At 34.4% G+C, this 21,023-nt stretch carries 18 protein-coding genes and 2 pseudogenes; 16 read left to right on the forward strand and 4 right to left on the reverse strand.

Translation table 11 applies throughout. The features are described 5' to 3' along the window. The first annotated feature begins 69 nt into the window (after positions 1-69). On the forward strand, positions 70-1,143 hold the full coding sequence (locus tag JFU20_RS25555) for an LLM class flavin-dependent oxidoreductase (RefSeq protein WP_002014095.1): 1,074 nt from the start codon (positions 70-72) through the stop codon (positions 1,141-1,143). A gap of 51 nt (positions 1,144-1,194) precedes the next feature. After that, positions 1,195-2,133, forward strand: coding sequence for an alpha/beta hydrolase (locus tag JFU20_RS25560; protein ID WP_002014094.1), 939 nt, complete (start codon positions 1,195-1,197; stop codon positions 2,131-2,133). 1,047 nt (positions 2,134-3,180) lie between these two features. On the opposite strand, the gene JFU20_RS25565 is transcribed toward JFU20_RS25560, so the two are convergent. Next, positions 3,181-3,939 (reverse strand): NAD-dependent epimerase/dehydratase family protein, encoded by a 759-nt coding sequence (locus JFU20_RS25565; protein ID WP_002014092.1) that lies wholly within the window; start codon positions 3,937-3,939, stop codon positions 3,181-3,183. A 142-nt stretch (positions 3,940-4,081) separates the two neighbouring features. Between JFU20_RS25565 and JFU20_RS25570 the strand changes: the two genes are divergently transcribed. The 10 genes and pseudogenes from JFU20_RS25570 to JFU20_RS25615 all read left to right on the forward strand — a co-directional run bounded on the left by JFU20_RS25570 (position 4,082) and on the right by JFU20_RS25615 (position 14,010). Further along, on the forward strand, positions 4,082-4,969 hold the full coding sequence (locus JFU20_RS25570; RefSeq protein WP_002165339.1) for a LysR family transcriptional regulator: 888 nt from the start codon (positions 4,082-4,084) through the stop codon (positions 4,967-4,969). Between the two features lie 147 nt (positions 4,970-5,116). Further along, positions 5,117-5,362: pseudogene (locus JFU20_RS25575) on the forward strand (GNAT family N-acetyltransferase); the annotation flags it as partial. Positions 5,363-5,748: 386 nt separating this feature from the next. Further along, positions 5,749-6,423, forward strand: coding sequence for a response regulator transcription factor (locus JFU20_RS25580; protein WP_001142154.1), 675 nt, complete (start codon positions 5,749-5,751; stop codon positions 6,421-6,423). Next, complete coding sequence (locus JFU20_RS25585; protein ID WP_002165340.1) at positions 6,420-7,787, forward strand: sensor histidine kinase; 1,368 nt, start codon at positions 6,420-6,422, stop codon at positions 7,785-7,787. The genes JFU20_RS25580 and JFU20_RS25585 overlap by 4 nt, the downstream gene beginning before the upstream one ends. A 182-nt stretch (positions 7,788-7,969) precedes the next feature. Beyond that, positions 7,970-8,950, forward strand: a complete 981-nt coding sequence (locus JFU20_RS25590; RefSeq protein ID WP_002165341.1) for an alpha/beta hydrolase — start codon at positions 7,970-7,972, stop codon at positions 8,948-8,950. 263 nt (positions 8,951-9,213) lie between these two features. Next, complete coding sequence (locus tag JFU20_RS29865) at positions 9,214-9,339, forward strand: YjcZ family sporulation protein (RefSeq protein WP_078205574.1); 126 nt, start codon at positions 9,214-9,216, stop codon at positions 9,337-9,339. Between the two features lie 770 nt (positions 9,340-10,109). Next, entirely contained in the window at positions 10,110-10,856 is a 747-nt protein-coding gene (locus JFU20_RS25600) for a CPBP family intramembrane glutamic endopeptidase (RefSeq protein ID WP_002165342.1), read from the forward strand. A 406-nt stretch (positions 10,857-11,262) separates the two neighbouring features. Next, a complete protein-coding gene (locus tag JFU20_RS25605) occupies positions 11,263-11,793 on the forward strand; it encodes an RNA polymerase sigma factor SigX (RefSeq protein WP_002016748.1) in 531 nt (176 codons plus the stop codon). A 3-nt stretch (positions 11,794-11,796) separates the two neighbouring features. Beyond that, positions 11,797-12,774 carry a DUF4179 domain-containing protein gene (locus tag JFU20_RS25610; protein ID WP_002016750.1) on the forward strand — a complete coding sequence of 326 codons (978 nt, stop codon included), beginning with the start codon at positions 11,797-11,799 and terminating at the stop codon, positions 12,772-12,774. A gap of 798 nt (positions 12,775-13,572) precedes the next feature. After that, positions 13,573-14,010 (forward strand): NUDIX hydrolase, encoded by a 438-nt coding sequence (locus JFU20_RS25615; protein ID WP_002016751.1) that lies wholly within the window; start codon positions 13,573-13,575, stop codon positions 14,008-14,010. 780 nt (positions 14,011-14,790) lie between these two features. Here the strand turns inward: JFU20_RS25615 and JFU20_RS25620 are convergent. Further along, the gene (locus JFU20_RS25620; RefSeq protein ID WP_002016752.1) at positions 14,791-15,423 is read right to left on the reverse strand and encodes a lysozyme family protein; all 633 of its coding nucleotides are present in this window, start codon (positions 15,421-15,423) and stop codon (positions 14,791-14,793) included. Between the two features lie 1,452 nt (positions 15,424-16,875). Between JFU20_RS25620 and JFU20_RS25625 the strand changes: the two genes are divergently transcribed. Then, positions 16,876-17,070, forward strand: a complete 195-nt coding sequence (locus JFU20_RS25625; RefSeq protein WP_201039251.1) for a hypothetical protein — start codon at positions 16,876-16,878, stop codon at positions 17,068-17,070. On the opposite strand, the gene JFU20_RS25630 is transcribed toward JFU20_RS25625, so the two are convergent. After that, positions 17,062-17,736 carry a hypothetical protein gene (locus JFU20_RS25630; protein WP_002016753.1) on the reverse strand — a complete coding sequence of 225 codons (675 nt, stop codon included), beginning with the start codon at positions 17,734-17,736 and terminating at the stop codon, positions 17,062-17,064. The genes JFU20_RS25625 and JFU20_RS25630 overlap by 9 nt on opposite strands. Positions 17,737-18,213: 477 nt before the next feature. Here JFU20_RS25630 and JFU20_RS25635 point away from each other — a divergent pair, with 477 nt between their 5' ends. Together JFU20_RS25635 and JFU20_RS25640 are read left to right on the forward strand one after the other, a co-directional pair. Beyond that, positions 18,214-18,378 (forward strand): hypothetical protein, encoded by a 165-nt coding sequence (locus JFU20_RS25635; protein WP_033710158.1) that lies wholly within the window; start codon positions 18,214-18,216, stop codon positions 18,376-18,378. Positions 18,379-18,400: 22 nt separating this feature from the next. Then, positions 18,401-18,523: pseudogene (locus JFU20_RS25640) on the forward strand (IS3 family transposase); the annotation flags it as partial. Between the two features lie 94 nt (positions 18,524-18,617). On the opposite strand, the gene JFU20_RS25645 reads toward JFU20_RS25640, so the two are convergent. Then, on the reverse strand, positions 18,618-18,914 hold the full coding sequence (locus JFU20_RS25645) for a hypothetical protein (protein WP_002165346.1): 297 nt from the start codon (positions 18,912-18,914) through the stop codon (positions 18,618-18,620). Between the two features lie 1,104 nt (positions 18,915-20,018). Here JFU20_RS25645 and JFU20_RS25650 point away from each other — a divergent pair. Further along, the gene (locus JFU20_RS25650) at positions 20,019-20,612 is read left to right on the forward strand and encodes a TasA family protein (protein WP_002165347.1); all 594 of its coding nucleotides are present in this window, start codon (positions 20,019-20,021) and stop codon (positions 20,610-20,612) included. Positions 20,613-21,023: the final 411 nt, after the last annotated feature.

A 21,023-nucleotide genomic window follows, 5' to 3' on the forward strand; every position in this document is an offset into this window, starting at 1 on the left:
CGTTACTACCATAAAGGAAATGATTAATTTTTTTGACTTAAAATCTAATTGGACTAGGAGAGATAACAAATGGAAATAGGTATTACGTCTTTTGTAGAAACGAAACCAGATGTACATAGTGGTGAAGTGATAAGTCACGCACAGCGATTGCGTGAAGTTGTTGAAGAAATCGTTCTTGCTGATCAAGTAGGACTTGATGTGTTTGGTGTTGGTGAGCACCATAGGAAGGATTATGCAGCATCCTCTCCAGCGATGGTTCTATCAGCCGCGGCACCACAAACGAAAAAGATACGGCTCGCGAGTGCAGTAACTGTGCTTTCTTCAGCTGATCCTGTGCGCGTTTTTCAGGATTTTTCCACACTGGATGGCATTTCAAATGGACGCGCAGAGATTATGGCGGGTCGTGGTTCCTTTATCGAATCTTTTCCATTGTTTGGCTATAACTTGAAGGACTATGAAGAACTGTTTGAAGAACATTTGGACCTACTGCTCAAAATACGTCAGTCCGAAAAAGTGACTTGGGAAGGCGGACATCGACCAGCAATCAATAATTTAGGTGTGTATCCAAGACCTGTTCAAAATCCTTTACCGATATGGGTTGGTAGCGGTGGAAATCAGGAGTCTGCTATCCGTGCCGGTTTTCTGGGATTACCACTTATGCTGGCGATTATTGGTGGTAGCCCAATGCACTTTGCACGAATTGTACAGCTATATAAGAAAGCGGCGGCTCACGCTGGTCATGATGTATCAAAACTTCAGGTGGGATCTCATTCGATTGGATTTGTTGGAGAGAATACGGAATTGGCAGCAGATACATTTTTCCCGTCCACTCAGGCAGGCATGAATAAACTTGGTAAAGAGCGGGGGTGGCCTTATTATGATCGTTCCAGCTTTGATGCTGCACGAAGTTTTGGAGGGGCATTGTATGTTGGTGATCCAGATACAGTCGCCGAAAAAATCATCCATCTACGTAAGCATGTAGGGATTACACGCTTTATGATGTATGTACCATTAAGTACCATGCCACATGATCAAGTCATGCGTGCCATAGAATTGCTTGGAACAGAAGTTGCCCCTCGTGTAAGAGAGGAAATTGCCAAATGGGAAGCTGAAGGAGAACAGGAGACACATCTATTCCGTTAATTATTCCATAAGGATTGCATCAAGTCTCATTATTTAACTGGAGGAATTTATATGAAAATTGACAGTCGAGTATTACCAGAATTAAAACAGGCTTTCTCACAATTTCCAGGCTTTCAATTAGAGGGGGATCTAGAGGCGAGTCGAAGTCTCTTGTCGAATCCACATTTGGAAAAATCAGAGCTTGTACACATGACCAAGCGAATGATTCCTGGCGCTGCTGGCGAGATGTTAGTTAAAATTTACGAACCCGTTGAGAACAATCTTGATAAACTTCCAGCTATGCTGTGGATTCACGGTGGCGGATACGTAATGGGACACCCCGATATGGACGATGTTTTGTGTGAACGCTTTGTTCAGAATGCTAAATGCGTTGTTGTGTCTGTCGATTATCGACTTGCTCCCGAACATCCTTATCCAGCGGCCATCGAAGATTGTTATGCAGGCTTGGTTTGGATGACAAATGAGGCAGACTCGCTGGGCATTGATGTGAATCGAGTTGCGATCGCCGGTGCAAGTGGAGGCGGTGGACTAACAGCAGCGCTTGCGTTAATGGCTCGGGATAAAGGAGGTCCATCTATTATATTCCAGATGCCGCTGTATCCGATGCTTGACAACCGCAACATAACACCATCAAGCTATGAGATTACAGAAGACCACGCAACATGGAATAGAGCAAACAATTTGGCGGCTTGGAGTATGTACTTGGGCAAGGAGAAAGATTCCAACGAACTATCTCCCTATGCCGTACCTTCGAGAGCAGAAAACTTAGCAGGGCTACCGCCAACTTATACATGTGTAGGTCAACTCGATTTATTTCGAGATGAAACTATTGAATATGTAACACGACTTGCACAAGCAGGAGTAGACGTTGAATTTCACCTCTACCCCGGTTGCTTCCATTGTTTTGAAGTATTTGTGCCTGAAGCCGTAGTAAGTCAGCGTGCCAGTCAGAATTATTTTGATGCGATGGCACGGGCACTTCATCCATAATTTATCTTAGCTCAGTCATCAGGGTGTTCAACTGAAGGCATGAGTGATAGCTCTAGGTTTATTCGATGAGCAAAGATTACAGGACAAAGTACAAATAGTGCCACCATATACTTTGAATTTTGCCCTTACTCATTGATTAAAAACAGGAAATACTTCAAAGTTGGAATAGTTAACCAAGGTTTCAAAATAGTGTGCTAGCAATTCAACTTTTTACTGCAGTTACGATGATAAGCACAATCAACACTTTGGAGTGTTTTTTTCGTAAGTCGAGTTACTTTTTTAATCGCATTCATACTAAACAGCAGCAGGAAAGGGCGCCAATTGAACATTGGCACCGTTTATAAGAAGCGATAGACTGCATCCTTAGCTGGATCTTCATTTCAAGCTCGGAAAAAATAGAATTAAGTTCTTTTGGTAGTTGATGATATTGGTTATTTTGAGCTATTGTAGTTAAGGCACCTCTTCTGTGGTAGTGATTTCTAGGTAATCTCACTATACCAAGGATTGAGGTGTTTTTCATTTTACTCAAGTTGTACAGTACACAATTGATAGACTCTAAATTCAATATAGCTAAATCTCCCCGCTTATTTTATAGGTGCGAAAGTTGAGTTATGTAATTCCCATCTTAATGAAGAATTATTGAACTATATTTCTCCATTAGAATGGGAACACATTAATATTCTAGGAAAATACCGATTTAGTATAAAAGAAATTGCATCAATAGACTCCCTACGATCACTACAAACAACTTAACAGTAAAAAGCCAGTTATTCTCTTAGAGTACCGGAAATCGGCTTTTTCTTATGAAATTTTGCTTAGCGTACGAAATTCGCGTTTTGATGGTGCTACCCCATTATGTTGAAAAGGAAAAGAACATCTGTGGAACTAGTGGTGACAATAGAGTTGTTCCACAAATGAGACAGAAGAATAGTGTGCTCTATCCGGGAAAATTGGAATATTTATGATTATAGAAACTGTAGCTATTGAAAATAGAACAAATAAAAGCTAAATAACAATAATATAATCTCTTTTCTAGATATGCCTTTATCAAGAATCAAAAAACTTAATACCACTTAGTACAAAAGCATCAGAACTTGGGCTATAACCAACTAACTTTCTTGTTCCTTCAATATCAATTCGTTTAAACCTGTTGTTAGATACACCATGTAAAATTGAAAATGGAGGTAAGTTCTTTGCCGTCATCGACTTTAAGAGAAGGTCCATAAAATCTTCTGGGCTTAAGTATGCACTCATATCTCTAGCTGTTAGTGGTTTACCATATGGATTATAATCATCATATGCACCTATACGAATAGCAAGACTTTGTAACCCTTCTTCATAAGCAAAATAAGAAGCAACAGCCTCTGCAAAACACTTACTTACCCCGTACATATTTTTGGGCCTCGTGGGTGAATAAGCATGTGGTTGATAATCCAAAGGATAGCCTTCAATTGTTTGAGCACTGGAAGCAACTATCACTTTGGATACATTATTATCACTAGCAGCTCTAAAAATATTATAGGTTCCCTTTATATGATTTTCTAATAAGGAGCCATAAAAATCAGCATTTGGCGAAGGATTACCTGCCAAGTGTATAACTATATCTATACCTTTCGTAAATTCTTGACAAGCAGCTAAATCAGAAACATCTAAATATATGATTTCATGATTTGTATCTTTAAAAGTTTCTAAAGCAGATAAGTTAATATCTGCTAGCCGTAACTGGTAATTCCCTTGCTTATCTAGGAATCTTGTAACATCTTGGCCAATCTTACCTGCAGCACCTGTAACTAAAATTTTTTGCATTTCACTTCATCCTTCCATAAAAAATACATCCCTTGTCAAGGGTCATATAATAGAGCATGCACTTATTGTATGTTGGTAATGGCATTAAATAAAACGAAGAAATATAATGGAGACATGAATAAAATTCATGAGGAGGACCATAGTGACTTTAACAAAATATGAAATATTTAACAAAGTGGCAGAACTCAATAGTTTTACAAAAGCTGCAGAAGTGTTAGGTTTCACCCAATCTGCTGTAAGTCATGCAATTAGCAGTTTGGAAAAAGAGTTGTCCTTTCCTTTATTTATTCGTAATCACTCTACTTTAACATTGACCAAAAATGCAGAGGAGCTTTTAATTACCGTTCGGAAAATTTTATACTATAACAACATGCTGAAGCAGGAAGTAGCCGCTATCAATGGGTTCCAAAAAGGAACAGTAAGAGTGGGGGTTTTTTCGAGTATTTCTAAAAACTGGATTCCTGGTATTCTTAAAAAAATGGAGGAAAAGTTTCCAAATATTGAAATCGAATTACTGGAAGGAAACTATGCTGAGGTTGAGAATTGGTTACAAAACGGGAGATTAGATTGTGGATTTATTAATAATGATACTTACTTTGAATCCTTTGAAAAATCCTTTGAAATCGTACAATTGAAGAGGGATCGACTTTTATGTGTTGTATCTAACCAATCCCCATTATGTAAGGAAAACCAAGTATCAATGCAACAAATAGAAAATGTACCTTTTATTATGCCAACATATCAGTGTTATGATGATATTCAAAAAATATTTAGGGAGAATAAAGTTAGTCCCAATATTAGATTCGAAAATATGAATGAATACTCAGTGATCTCCATGGTGGAGAATAATCTAGGAATTAGTATATTGCCAGAAATGATTATACCGACATCAAAAATTTCTTTTGCAGCCATTCCACTTGAAAGTGATAGCTATCGAACTATTGGATTAGCTATAAGAAAACCAACCTCACTCGCGACTAAGAAATTTTCTGAGATTACTAAAAGGTGGGTATCATTTGAATCAATTTAATTTTGCCAAAATCTGAGTTATTTAAACTGATAGGGTTCTTCTTGAACGGAGCAGATTAGTTCAAGAAGCAATGAGAAAAAGTTATATATTATGTGTTGATGTAGAACTATAATATACGAAAATCAGGAGGTAATTATATAATAATATATAAATTATACGACAGAACACCCTAATAACTTTGACTAATTACTAAACCTATATGAATCTTTATGGTGGAATTCACTTAAATTAACAAGTAATGATTTGGAACGAATGTGCAATCAAAGTTGATACGCCATTTACGCATTTGATGAAAAATAATTAGTGGGTATGGGACGTGTTATTTCAGATGGTGTAATTACTGGAGTAGTTTGGGGAATATGCGTTCTACCAATCTATCTGTCCGAAGGAATCGCCGCCATGTACAAATAGCGCTGGGCAATTGAATCATTTTTCCGCTGGATTTAGCTGAATTTGAACGTTCCCGTATTGTTTGGCACAACATCCAATGCGTTGTTCAATCAGTTATTCACAGCTATAATTGCCTATGCTTTGCTGAAATTTCTTCGTGCACAAGGCCAAAAGACAAAATAAACGCTTGTCATTTGCAGGTTTCACACGCCTGTTTCTTTGTGAAGCCTTGTCAATTGAGTGACAAATTAGTTTGAAAGAAACACTTGAATTCTACAGGTCGATAAATCAAGAAACTGTATTACTTTGGTTAATCAACATACGTGTTAATTTATAGTATAATGATTGCTTGAAATAATGCGGTGGAAAACAGGGAAAAGAGGGAACCGATGCCTACTATACTAGTTGCTGACGACGATGCGAACATTCGCGAACTCGTCTGTTTATTTCTACGCAACGACGGATTCGCAACAGCTGAAGCAGCGGACGGCAAGGAAGCACTGGCCGTCTACATCTCAACGAATGTCGATCTTGTCGTACTTGACATTATGATGCCGATTATGGATGGTTGGACGTTAAGCAAGGAGCTCCGAAGAGCCAATCCTGATCTACCTTTACTTATGCTGACTGCGAGAGGAGAAACATGGGAGAAAGTGAAAGGTTTCGAACTTGGGACGGACGATTATTTAACCAAACCATTCGATCCGTTAGAGTTGACGGTTCGTGTTAGGGCACTACTCAAACGATACAAGATTGGCTCCACGCAGACGATCCATTTAGGGAACGTCATCCTTGATCGACAGACCTATAAGGTGATGAAAGGGACGGAGTCGCTTACGTTGCCGCTAAAGGAGTTCGAATTGCTGTATAAGCTCGCTGGAACACCCGGACAAGTCTATACGCGCGTGCAGTTGATCGATCAGATTTGGGGTATCGATTACGCCGGAGATGATCGAACGGTAGACGTACATATTAAACGGCTGCGTGAACGGTTCGCGACAACACCCGATTTTCGGATCGAAACGGTGCGCGGGCTTGGGTATCGGCTTGAGGTTTATGAATGATCAGATCCTTATATATACGTGTTGTCCTGACATTTTTAGTCTCCATCATCGGGGGCACGATCATTTCTTTTTTGGTGTCAACTTGGATATTCGAAGATAAATTGAACGAAAACGCTCAAATCAACTTACGTAACTTTGGCCAAGACATCGTCCGGATTTACAAGACCTTTCCGTTACATGAAGCGGACTTGTTCGTAAGTGAAATGAAGCAGCTCGATTCTTATTATATTCGAATTTACGAAGCAACGGGTCAGTTCAAGTCTTACGGTAAACTTCACGGACACAAACCTGCGCCTGTGACGATGGAGCAACTAAAGAAAGTATTAGATGGAGGTGTTGTTCAGGACACTCCTAATGGTATTGCCACGGTCCTCTTAGGGTTGCCGTTGAAAACGGAAATGGGAACGAAAGCGATATTTTTGGAAGCGCTCGCCCCTCCTTCAGCCTCTTTTGTCACAAAATGGGCATTGGTCTTTGCAACATGTTCGTTGATTACAGGAAGCTTATTGATTCTAGTTGCCTCTGTATTCCTGGTAAGACCGATAAAAAAGCTGACAAAAGCGACCAAGCGGATAGCATCTGGAGATTTCAACGTCAAGTTGAATATTAAGCAAACGAGTGAGCTGGGTACTTTGGCTCGCAGCTTCGAAGAAATGATGCACGATCTGCAGCAACTTGAGCGGATGCGCAGGGAATTCGTAACGAACGTGTCGCACGAGGTTCAGTCTCCGCTCACTTCGATATCCGGTTATGCTCTAGTGCTTAAGCAAGTTGACCTTTCAGAATACGAACGAAGCCGTTATCTTGATATTATCATCGCTGAAGCGAAAAGGATGTCCAAAATGAGCGATAACCTGCTAAAGCTGAGTTTTCTTGAATCGCAGTCAAAGCAACTGCGGCTCGTCACGCTCAGCCTCGATGAACAAATCCGACGGATAATCGTGGCGCTCCAGCCACAATGGTCTGCTCGCGATATACATTTCGAGCTTGATTTACAGACAGTTAAAATAACGGCTGATCATGACCTGTTAAATCAGGTATGGACGAATATCCTCAGAAATAGCATCAAATTTTCCGAGGATACCGGCGTGATTAACGTAAGCATCAAACAAGATATCAAAAACGTCACAATCCTAATATCCGACACTGGTATTGGTATTCACCTTGACGACCAGAAGCGTATATTCGAGCGTTTTTTTAAGGCCGATCGTTCCCACAGTCGTAAGTATGACGGAAGTGGTATGGGACTCGCTATCGTTAAACAGATCGTGTCGCTTCATCAAGGTGACATCCGAGTGAAAAGTGAACTTGGTCAAGGAACGACCTTCATTGTCACCTTGCCAATCACTACACCAACAGATTAGTTAGATTCATTCTCTATGCTACGACTCATATGCAAGCTTACTTGCATATAGAGCCGTAGCATTTTTTTTGGCAGTTCATATTCAGTTCATATTGTCGTCATGGTGAGTACATCTTCATTGGTTAAGTTTTCATTACAGGCACATGAAGGAAGGCAAACAGATCAGGACAGGAGAAGATGACAGTGACACAACAAGAGGAAAAGAAAACGCTGAGTGGAATGAAAATAAAGAAAGTGCGAAACATCTTACTTAAAATCATAGGAGCAATCGTTCTAGCCATTGTACTTTTTTTAGGTATTGTTTATATCGCAAATGTGATGAGTAGTCATTCGGAGCAAAAACGAATAGTGCCCTACGGGCAGCACGTATCTGTAGACGGGAGAAATATGAATGTGTTAATTCAAGGCGAGGGCGAGGAAACGATCGTGCTCCTGCCTGGTTATGGAACAGCTACTCCAGGGCTTGATTTTAAGCTTCTTATCGATGAATTATCTCCATTTTACAAAGTTGTTGCGGTAGAGCCTTTCGGTTATGGATTAAGTGATGAAACTGTAAAAGAGCGAACCACGGAGAATATGGTAAGTGAAGTTCATGAAGCTCTACAGCAGCTTAATATTAACAGATACATGCTCATGGGCCACTCCATTACAGGTATTTATGGAATTGATTATGTGAACAAATATCCAAACGAGGTGACTGCATTTGTCGGAATCGATAGCAGTGTTGCAACACAACCGGGTATGGATATCAATTTCCCATTAAAAACGTTTGCATATCTCAAAAAATCAGGTCTCTTAAGATTGGCTATGAAAATCAGTGCTGACCCCTATGCTGGACTGGCATTTGATGAAAAAACCGTAGAGCAAATGAAAATGATTTCGAATAAAAACATGTATAATGACACAACCTTGAATGAGATGGATCATATTTCGTCTAATTTTAAAGGGGCTCAAGGTTTAATCTTCCCTAAATATCTTCCACTTCTTCTCTTTGTACAAGCGAATAATGAAGATGTAGCAGGATGGATACCTCTGCATGAAGGGCAGATCAAAGACTCGGTACATGGAAAAGTAGTAACCATGGATGGATCACATTATTTACACCATACCAAATTCAAAGAAATCGCTGAAAACGTTAGACTATTTATTAAAGAAGTAAAGTAAGTGTTCAGAGAAAGGTTCATTCGTTATTTTATGCATTTGTCTACAGTCTGCAAGACCATCATTTCGATGGTCTTTTTTATGTCCAAACAGTTGTATATTTCCAAACCAAGATTATACTTTCGCCTGAAAGACATTGGGTTTCATTTTCATATTAACTAACGAGGCAGGTGTGCGGTCGAGCCTAGGTCGTATCATATAACGGGGGGGATTCCCGTCGAGTAAGAACTAGCCATTCGCTCGTAGCGAGTCTTGGAGGGCTAAAGATAACTTTAGTCTTTAAGCGTAGACAGTTAGGTGGCGGATTTGCTTTACTGATCGTTCTATTCATCCTGTTAATCATTATAGGATGTAGTTGTTGGGGCGGCGGTAGCGGCGGATTCGGTTACTAAAAAAAGGGGCACTCATAAGAGTGTCTTTTTTCTCAATATAAGAACTCTAAGAATATGATATTATTTTAATGCAAATTCCCTTTTGTGCAATGAGATAGTAATGCCCAACAAAAAACCCACCTATTTCCGTAGGTGGGCCTTATCTTTATTACACAATATCAAAGTATACTCTCTTTTTCTCGTAAATTTTATGTAATTATACATATTTGTAAAAATTACATAAAATAAATATTACATGTAGTAAAATATAAATTGTGGACACGTTCTATAAAGCTGATTCTCCGATTAGAAGGCGTAACACATCTCAACCATATAGGTGTGGCGTTGCGTTGCTTTAATCTAGCCAAACAAACGATCTCGATTCTCTTGTATTTGTACACTAACAATCTGTTGAAAATAAATGATTCTGTTTTATAGGACGTGTTTACTTAATGTCTAATACATATTATTAAATTAAAGTGGTTCAAGTCGGAGGAAGGCACCTTAGGGTGTCTTTTCTTTATGGGGTCTCACCACATCGCCATCAACTAAAAAAATATATAAAACTCCCAAAAAGGAATTTTATATATTTTCAATTTGAAGAGATCAATTTTCTCGTTTGAGGTATTTGTTTGCCTTATCATGAGGACAATAAAGTGTTTTATGCTATATTTTTTGAAATATCAGTAAATTATTTGGTGAATTAATAAGTTACTATTAATCTATAAATAGTAACAGTGCAGTAATCCAAAAGAAAAATGCTCAAATCGATAAATAGGGGAGGATTCTAGATGAAGGTAAATCAGAATATTGTTTTAAAAATTATTGGGTTAGAATTTTTATTAATGATTTTTTACATGCTTAACGGGGCCTATCAAACTATTACTAAGCCATTCAGTCCAGTATTACAATTTATTGGACTTGTTCCTTTAGCAGTGGGAATTTTAATATATTTAACAATAAAGAACAAGTGGAAATTCTATTTCTTTGATATTAAGTTAAATAATTCAATGAAGAATACCATTTTATTAAATTCCCCATTAGTGCTTGTTCTATTAGTAATACTACTTGGTAATAAAGGATTAAACACAACATCGGTATCTGACTTATTTTTTATGTTTATCATGCAATTTTTTGTTGTTGCATTTATTGAGGAAATCTTTTTTCGTGGATTTATGCTCAAAATGTTGTTTTCAAAGGGGATAAAAAAATCAGTTTTGATTTCAAGTTTTTTGTTTGGTATCACCCATTTATTACAACTAATTGGTGGGCAGTCTATTGAAGATACCATTTTACAAATCATATATGCTTTTTTAGTTGGACTTGTTCTGTCCTTACTTATCGTAAATAAGCAATCAATTATTATCACCATTATTTTCCACGCTTTTAATAATTTCTTTAATTTTATGGGGAATGTTCAAGCCTCGTCGCTTTTTGCATATATTATTATTGCAATTTTATTCTTCTACACCATATATTTATGGAAACGTGCTAATAAAAAAGAGTGTATTCGACAGGAAATAAATATAGCAGTTTGAGTTGTGATATTACCTTTTCAGTATAGAGGGCAGCCTGGTACCACAATACTAGCTTTAAAGGAGCTTGCTGCATGCTCATCAACTTAAGAGATTAATTGTTCCCCTAAAATGAAAAAATACGTTATTCTTTCTGTAGAATCATAGGAAAGGATGGCGTTTTTTTCATTCTAGGGGTCATTTCTTTTTATTAGCTTAATAGCGATGTGGCGGTACCCCATTAATAGAAAACTACTGCAAGAGTTATAGTTTTATGTTTTCATTTCCCTTTTGGCATTTATCTTTTAATCAGATGAATGTTTTTTTTTTAGTACATAATAAAAAAATAACCAGAAAAACTGTCACAAAATCCGTTTTTCTGGTTTCTCCATAATACAGGCATCAAATTGAAAGTGAGGTTTAAACTAACATGTTAACCATAGAAAATGAAGAAAGTCATGCTTCTGATATGCCTTTTGAAGATTTATTTAAGCAGTACTATGCTTATGCTGTGAAACAGATTATATGGATTGTTAAAGATCAATCTATCGCTGAAGAGTTAGCACAAGAAGTGTTTTTACAATTATATCGTAGCGACTGGAAAGTAATTGAAAACATACCTGGATGGTTGATTAAATCTTCTACTTATGTAGCTTATAACCATTTGCGATCTGAAAAAAGGCAACAAGCGAAGATTGATAAAGAAATACAATACCATGAAGTACAAAATGTTTCATCATTAGACGATGATTGGATAAGAAAAGAAGAAATTACAAAGGTACAAACGATACTAAATAAAATGAATGATCGAGAACGAACCCTTTTACTAATGAAATTCTCTGGTTTTCAATATAAAGAAATTGCAGAAATACTTCAAATTGAAATATCTTCTATTGGAACATTATTGGTCCGAGCCAAAATGAAATTTCGCAAGATTTATAAACAAATGGAGGAGGCATAACAAATGAAATGTTATGATATCGGATTTATTCAAACATATATTGATGGAGAACTTTCTCATGATATAAGAAAGGAATTCACAAAGCACCTAGATACATGTGAAGCATGCCAAGATTTATTAGTAGAAATCAGTAAATTAAATCAATGGGAAAACGTAATGCTAGATGAAGAATCTGCAAATTCACCACAAGAAATCAAAATTGATATAGAACAAGCATGGAAAACATTTGAAAGTCGTTCCAAGCTAGACAATGTTTCTAATATAAATCACAAAAAACAACAGAAGAAGGGACTCTTTACAAACATGAGTAAAAAATCAAAACGTTTCATGTATACAGCAGTAGCTGCAGCAGCACTTTTCACAACAGCAATGATTCCACAAGTACAAGTAGCGGCTACAAATGTTGCCTCATATTTTTCTGATGCAATTACAAATGATAAAGTTGTAAATGAAGGAATACAAGATGAAAATGGTGTCACACAAGATATGATGAAGAATGGTAAATATATTCCTATTGATGAAAAAATTACAGATCAAGGTATTACTGTACATTTCAAAGAATTATATATCGCAGATTCACGTATATCAGTTCATTATAGAATGGAAAAAGCTGACGGAAGTTTAGTACCATTTGAATTTGATACATCAGGATTAGAGCTCGAAAGTGATGGTAAAATTAATGGGCAACAAGAGGAAAACCCTGAGATTAAACATGAAGGGAGACTATCATTTATCCATGATTCAGATGACCGTCTTCCTTTTGAACTTATGGCAGCAGGTAAAAAATTAAATGATGTAGGCATTCGTGATAATGATAAACCCGAAGGTGTTGCTACATTTGTTATAGTTACTGGAGGAAAAGACGATTTTAAACAGCCCCTTACTTTAGATGTAAATATAAATAGAATTGGAAAAGTAATTGGATCTTGGAAAGGTGAAATTCAAATTGATACTTCACATCTGAAAAATAATACTAATTAAAATGAAAAAAAGAATAGAACAATATGTATCTAATGCTCAGTTTATATGTTTTCTTGTTTTCGTTACATTTATTTCTTATATAGTTCTTACTCTATCTTTTATTTATGATTTAAGTTTATAACCTTAAATCAATCATTTAAGACCATTACAAGAAAAACCTCCCTAAAAAAGTAGGAAAATAAATAACCGGTCCCTTAACGTATAAGGAATCGGTTATTTTGTATCTAAAATGTGTCTAAACTTACAATTTTCTTTTTTGATATGGTGCCCCTATAGAGAAAGAATTTTTTCGTTTAGGGGTACTTCAAAACCTTAACTTGATGGCGATGGGGTCCCGCCAACATAACGCGAATTTCGTACGCTAAGGAACTTTTTATTTAAAAAACTTGGTTTTCCGTACATTAAGAGTGTTCCATAAACGGTATTTGATGTTTGATATAAAACTTTGTTTTTGGTAATGAGTTTTTGAACTGAATTTTAAACATATTTCAGTCAGTTTTGATAGATATAAATAAAGTTCCTTAAACGAACGTTTTAGGGACTATTTGGACTGGTTAGTCAACATGTGATACCGCCAGCATTTCGAAAAAAACACGCTAAGCAAATTAAATAAGAAATAAGCAGGTTTTTATCACGTTAAGAGTAAACCTATTTATGAAAAATAAAATTCTTAAAAAATGGAGAGCCAATACCATAAACCTGCATTATTAATGTAGAATTTTGATGTTGGCTCTTTATTTACTAAAATAGCAAGTTAGTGAATAAATTGTTCATATTTTTTCGAGAGGAGGTTAAGCAATGAGAGCGCCGTATCAAGTATTGATATTTCCTTATATAAAAACTGATGATGCCATTCAATATGGCATTTTTAATCGAAGTGATTATGGTTATTGGCAAGGAATAGCTGGTGGTGGAGAAGATGGTGAGACTCCTATTGAATCAGTAAAACGGGAAGCGTTTGAAGAGGCTGGTATTATAAGAGAATGTCCATATATAAAACTAGATTCTGTGTCTTCACTACCAGTAGAGGATGTAGTTGGTGAATTTCTTTGGGGAGAAGATGTTTATGTAATAAAAGAATTTTCTTTTGGAGTTAAAGTTCCTACAAAAAATATTAAATTATCTAAAGAACACTTCAAGTATAAATGGTTGTGCTTTGAGGAAGCCGTAACGCTTTTAAAATGGGATAGTAACAAAACAGCTTTGAGGGAATTAAACAAAAGGCTGTTAAAATAATTTAAGTGTTAGTTAACAAAGCCGATAATAGAAATCACACATTAAACATATATTTATACGCGTTGTTACTACACGCTAAGGAATAGTAATAAAAAGATGATGCCGATAAAACTATATAAAAACCAAAAGAATCCTAAGATGGGGAATGTTTTATGAAAATTAAGCATGGTAAACCTCCTTGGGTATATAAAGGATTATAATACATCGTTGGTCTATTTAGAATACTAACCATGAATTGGATGGCATTAGGCATGGTTAAACTAATAGAAATGATACATTAAACGTATTTAATGAGTCTGCTAGGTATAAAGATAATTGATAATCATATAATGATATGGAAGGGCCTTTTCTAACGTGTTAGTTACCTCAACGTATATATATCTCTTGGCGCCTGGGCGAGGGTGCTTTTTTTATTGCACATTATAATATGGACAAGCATAATATTATGTAACAGGACGAGTTCTTCGTGTCCTATTCAATGCTCAGGATAAACCCCAATTCACATTGAGAGCACCAATAGCGAGGGTGCTCTCTTTTTATTGAATCTACATTTATTTTTATGCCTAATGAATTCGCTAAGTGGATACTATTTCATGTAAAAGGGTGATTTTATTTATATTCTGGATAGATTTCTTGCGGAATATGTAACTAGATCCGTATTTAAATTGAAATATGATACGATAGTTGTATATATACATTTAGATGGTAAGAGGGGATAAAAGTTGATGAAAAACCATATAAAAGTAAATGGAAAACTCCTTCAAACAAATATATACAATTTTAATTTTTTTGGAGGCGTTCTTCAATCAGTTTTGCTTTTTCATTCACTTTTGTTGTATATGTGAAATCACCGTAACAATATGGATATCTAAAATTTTGTTTATTTCCACCACAAGTGTATGTAGCTGGATTCTGATCAACTTTCAACTTAGAAAACTGTTTAGCTGTATCTTCCGAGTGTTGTTTAGCTTCTTGATTGGCAATAAAATCAATATAGCCTGGCCCCATATTATAGCTTTGAATAATTGTATCCATACTAACACCTTTTTCTTCCCCATATCTATACATTTGAACAAAGTGCTTTACCCCTTGTTTAATGCTCAAGTTTATCTCTTGGATTTCATTTGGCTTTAATCCAAGTGATTCGGAAGATTGCATAGGGTCGTTGCCCTCACCCCTACTCTCGTGGTACATAATTCCTAGTAAAATTGCTGTTTTTTCTCCCAAATTATATTTTTCTAATTCTGTTTTCATGATGGGCTCATATTGCAATAAACGTTCCTCGGTAGCAAACGCTTTATTTTTTTGAGTATTGGTTTTGTCATTAAAATATAGTATCCCGATTATTGTTCCTAACCCTAAAATACTAATAAAGAATAATATAATAGTTTGTATTTTTCTCTTATTCTTCAAATATTACTCCTCCTTTTACAAGAAACCCTATTTTCAATGGTGGCTGGTTATTAAAAAAATTCAATAATTCTCTATTTCCCAGCTTTTTTAGACTCGAAAATTTTTTTCTAAATGCTAAGTTTAATAGAAAAATTTAAAGATAAGGTAAAGATAAGATAAAGATAAAATAAAGTCTGTTTTTTAGGGTATCCATTATGTGTTCTAAAGGCTTCAGATTCAAGAGATATATTATCTACATAACCCATAAGAGAGAAGGAGGTAAGCAAAATGTCACTTGAAACAGACATAATTCTTTCTTTATTAGATATAAAACTGTGGATGGCCCATCATTCGGAAATTAGTCGCTTAAAAATAAAAAAAAATTAAAATCAGAACCGTACCTCAATAAGTCTTCAAGTGTTAATAAAAGAAAACTATATAAGGTGAGGGAATAAAGATTCAACACCAATGATTATCAATAATTGAAGTGCTAATGATTATAATAAAAAAGAACCTTCAATAGGTTCTTTTTTATAGTTGGTAAATACGTTATCAACAATAGATGGTAATAAAGATAGAAATTTAGACACTTTTTATTAATGGGCTAAGTTTTCTTAGGAAGAAATCTATTTCTCATGACTGATCGCTAGATATAACAGGATATATCATTTATTAATTTGGGTGGGTGATTTAGCTTTTTGAGTTTACCACACTAAAATTTAAATTTTGTTTAGGGACAAAATGTTAAAGTGTTACATTCTGAATTAACAGAAAATTAAGGTGGTAAAAATCCTATTAAATCTTTTATCAGGTAACTCATATTTCTTTGGCCTTATTTTCATGGTATTACCGAACGTTTATATGTCTCTAAGGGAAAGAAATACTTTAAGTTTTATTACCATCTAATGTTTGATTAAGATGGTAACATGAAAATAAAACGTTTACAACCAGAAAATAAAGAAAAAATATAAAAATTCGACTTTTTTCGACATTACGACTATGAGAGAAAGAATCTAAATTAAGTAAATCTTATATTTAGAGGGGATATTTACCTTATACATAACGGTTAAAACATTTGCAAATGTTTCACGAGTAATTAAAAACGTCGAATATAAAATTAGATTGTGACAATTTTAAACGAACATACTTTATAATTCATACTTAGACTAATAAATTAATTACTAATAAATTAAATACGCTATATTTAATAGAGTATAATACGGAATATTTAACTTTAATATTCCATATTATATATAATTATGAATCATTTAACATATTCGTTGCGGAAAATTTTGACATAAGATATTTTAAATATTAAGCACAGAAACATTTCAAAGAAAAAGAGCTATTTTAAAATGTACCCTAAAAACGTTTTTCCTAAAAAGTAGTAAGATTTTGCAAAACGTTTCTGTGCCTAATTAGATGAAAATAATATAATAAATTATTTAAAAGAGATAAAAATAAGTTACTTTTATGGAGAAATATACATCCCATACTATTAGAATTATGTCAAATTGTAGTTTGCAAATTACATTTCAAAGTATAAAAGGGGCATGTATTGCAGCTCGAATATCTATTACTGATTTATTGCATAAAAAAGTAGCTGCACAAAAGTACAGCTACTTTTTTCTTGAAAACATTATTATGCAAATAGCATACTTAACGTAAACTTGCGCTTAACGGTACTTGTGAATAAATTGTGAAATTGCTACCATAAGTACCGTGTCTAGAGAATGAAGAAGAAATTGAACTGTTCCAACTTTTGTAGGTAGATCCAGACATATATGCTCTTAGTAGCACGTTTGAAAAGCTAGCTTGGCTAACAGAATTACGTCCAGTATCTTCAACCCCCTGAACCATTTTTACTGTTTCATATTGAGAAAATGTACCATATATAGGCTGATTTATGTATCTAGGGCTTCCATTTACATACATAGTAACCGTACCATTTCCGTTATTAACTAATTTAAGATTTACTCGATCACCATCTTTAATTGATGTATCATACTGTGTATTGCAATACTTACTGTTTTGACCGGATTCATTATATCCTGAATTAAGAAATACTTTATATCCACTTGGTGTTTTTGAAATACCACCTTCAACTTTAGACGCTCCAATACCTAAATACCAATTGATATATCCCCCCTTAACAACAACTGACTTTGGTAGATTTATATCAGCTGCAATCCCGGTATAGTTACTATTTGTAACACTTTTTACAGCACCTTCTGTAGCTGCAAAGCTTGTAGTTGAAAACATTGATAGAGAAATTAGAAGTGAACCAACTAGATACATCATTTTTTTCTTACTTTTCTTTAATACTTGATTCATTTTAGGTCCCCCTTACTTTTTATTGTTAAATTGCATTGAAAGTTGGCCAACTAACTATGACTTACAAAGCAAAGATACATCAGGTTTCATTAAAGGTATATATTTTCCTGTTATAAGTCATTGAAATGTCAAGTATATTAGATGTTTCATATTTATCAATATAGATGGAGTTGACAGTTCAAAGTGGCATGTCTATTTAAATTCAAGAAGATTTTGTTAAAAATACTATTAAGACCTATAAATGTGTTGGATATAATATGTACTACGATTTATTTGCGAGAGATAAATATGGAATGAATACAGAGAGGATTTTTCAAAGGGTATATCTGAATTTTTAGATATATAATAACGATAAATGAAATAAATAAACCGTTTTTGTTAAGGAGTTTATTGGTTCGTAGGTGGAAGGAAATATTTGATTTAAAAGGCGTGGATTTCCTAGATTTCCTATATGAAGAGAAGAAAGGAGGTCCAGCTATGGAAAATATAAATACAAAATCAAAGTTAAATATTGTAGCTATTGAAGTAGAGGCATTACAAGAAGAAAATGAACGTTTACGTATGGATATTGATTATTTAAAAAAGTTAAAGGCCTTAGTTCAAAAAGAGAAGAAATTACAGAACAAGACAAGGCGAATGTAATTTATCTTAAAGAATTTGAAGTATGGAACATTATAAGATGGAATCAGATAATTATATAGATTTTTATAATCACAAAAGAATTAAAGCAAAGTTAAAAGGAATGAGTCCAGTACAATACCGGACTCACATTCAAATAGCCGCTTAATTTTTTGTCTAAATTTTGGGGCCAGTTCATAATAGGTGGTCGGTTGTTTGTTACGCTTAGCGATTGTGAGTTTTTAACTCATTTCATATTGCGTTTAGTTTAAGTATTGAGAGTAAAAGAATAGGAATAGAAAAATTAATGTTTTGCCAAATAATCTGTTAAAGAAACTTAAAGGAATAACAAGTTCTCCTATTGTAAGGATTTTAAGTTTATTACTATTTGGTCTTTTTATTAATTCTTTAAATGTTTCGAAGTTTATTCTATTAATGAAAGACCAACTTGGCACAGCTTTTGTATCCGAACCTATTTTGAAAATGATATGAATACTATGTGCATGAAAACCGCTTATAATTAAAATAAGCAAAAATCCTAAGATAATAAACCAAGTCATTTTTCAGCACCTCCTTGCAGTATTTAATATTAAAATATTAAAACTGCTGAGAAAGTGTGCTATTGTCCATGAAAAATATTGAGGAATTGTTGAGGGAACGTTGAGAATGTTGCAATGCTATTGATTGTTGAGGATTTAATTATACTTTTTCATTTTATATTTAAAAAAAGAAAATAAAAAAGAGAACAGCTGCGTAGACTGTTCTCCTAAGGAGCGGAAGTGCTGAACATTTTCAATGACAATGATTCAAGCATTCCGTTAATAGCATGTGCATATATTTGCAGTTCATACAAGAAGGTAGCTAAAAAATAGCTACCTTGCCTCAGGGGAAATTCAAGAAAATCAGAGATTCATTATGGATACAGATTGGCTGTTACCAATCTATTCGTATTATCGGAAAGGATTCCATAAATTATTCATAAGTTAAAATCTTACTTCATTATAGGGTCAGTGGCTGGCAAAGTAAAAAGAGCACTTTTGTAAAGTGCTCTTTTTAAGATGTGCATTAGGACTTGAAAGAGGCACTAATGACAATTTAAAAGGAGATATCTCTATACAAAATATGGAGGTGCAATGGAAAGGTGACGATAAAAAGAAAAAGAGCAGTTAGAATAAACTAACTGCTCAGCTCCAGGGGAATTTGAGACTTGGTTATTTATAGTTTTGTCGGAACTTTGGGGTAGTATTTAATAGTAGATGTAAATGATACATTTTTAGAAAAAATCAAAAGGTATACGTAAATTTTGAAGTGTACCAGAAATATTTTTTATACCTTTTGAAAAGGGGATTTTAGTAGCTTAGTTATACTCCCAAAAAGTGTACCTTTTGAAGTGTTAGAATACTCCGGAAGAAATAAATAATTCTAATCATAAAGGGTAGTTAATATTAATTTGTTTTTGGCAGAGGTTTTGATAATTATAAATTCAACTTTTCTATTTTTGGGACGTTTCATTTACAGAAGATAGATAATAACATAATTTTCTCAATAAGGAATTTTCTGCTTTTAATATAATTTTTTCACAATTCATGATATATCTGTATTAAGGGGACCTTTTCGGTTGATTAGGGAGAAAGATTATAAAAATGATATGGGAGGAACAAAAAATGTCATTGAAAAAGAAATTAGGTGTTGGAGTGGTTTCAGCCGCTCTTGGCTTATCTTTAATTGGTGGGGGAACATATGCATATTTTAGCGATCAAGTGGTGACAAATAATTCATTTGCTGCAGGTACATTGGATTTAGCTATGCAACCAACTACTTCACTTAACTTAGAAAATTTAAAACCTGGGGACAAAATATTAAAGAAATTCAATTTAACAAATAGTGGTACATTAGATATTAAAGATATCATGATGAAAATAGACTATACTGTAAACGATTTAAAACAAAATAACACTACAGAAGATTTCGGTAAACATATTAAAGTACAATTTCTTTTGGATTGGGATCCTGCGAAAAGCCCTGTATACGAGACAACTCTTGCAGAACTAAAATCACAAAGCCCAGAGATTGCCTCCAAAAAAGTATTTTATTCTAAGTGGACTGAAACAGGGGGATTAAAACCTGGGAAAATGGATTGGTTTTGGATAAAGTTTGTATTTGAAGACAACGGCACAGATCAGAACGTGTTCCAAGGGGATAGTATTGCGCTAAAAATGGAGTTCCAAGCCAATCAAACAGAGGGACAAGAAAGATAAATTTAAGAGCATATTACGGGTAAAAAGTAAAATTGAGCTTATGCCTTTTAATTATTTAAAATGAAAAACAAAAAGAACTTGTAGGAAGCCCTACAAGTTCTTTTTCAGATAATGTATAAAAAGTGAATCAAACTATCTCATTACTCGTAACGGGGAAACCATCTTACATATGGCTTGATTTCATTATATATCAAAAATTAATATCTACAGATTTTTATTTCGAAAATTATGTTAATTAATAAAATAGAATGGTGTATCATTTTCTTTTCCTAAAAAATCTATTTAGTTATTTTGTATAAATAACTTTAAACTAATATCTACATCGTAATTAATTAGTGAAAATATAAGTATAGGTAAATAGAGAAGAATGTAGCGTTCTTATAGAAAGATAAATAACTATATTTAAAAATA

Origin of the sequence: Bacillus sp. TH30, assembly GCF_016650875.1 — a bacterium.
Classification (GTDB): Bacteria; Bacillota; Bacilli; order Bacillales; family Bacillaceae_G; genus Bacillus_A; species Bacillus_A mycoides.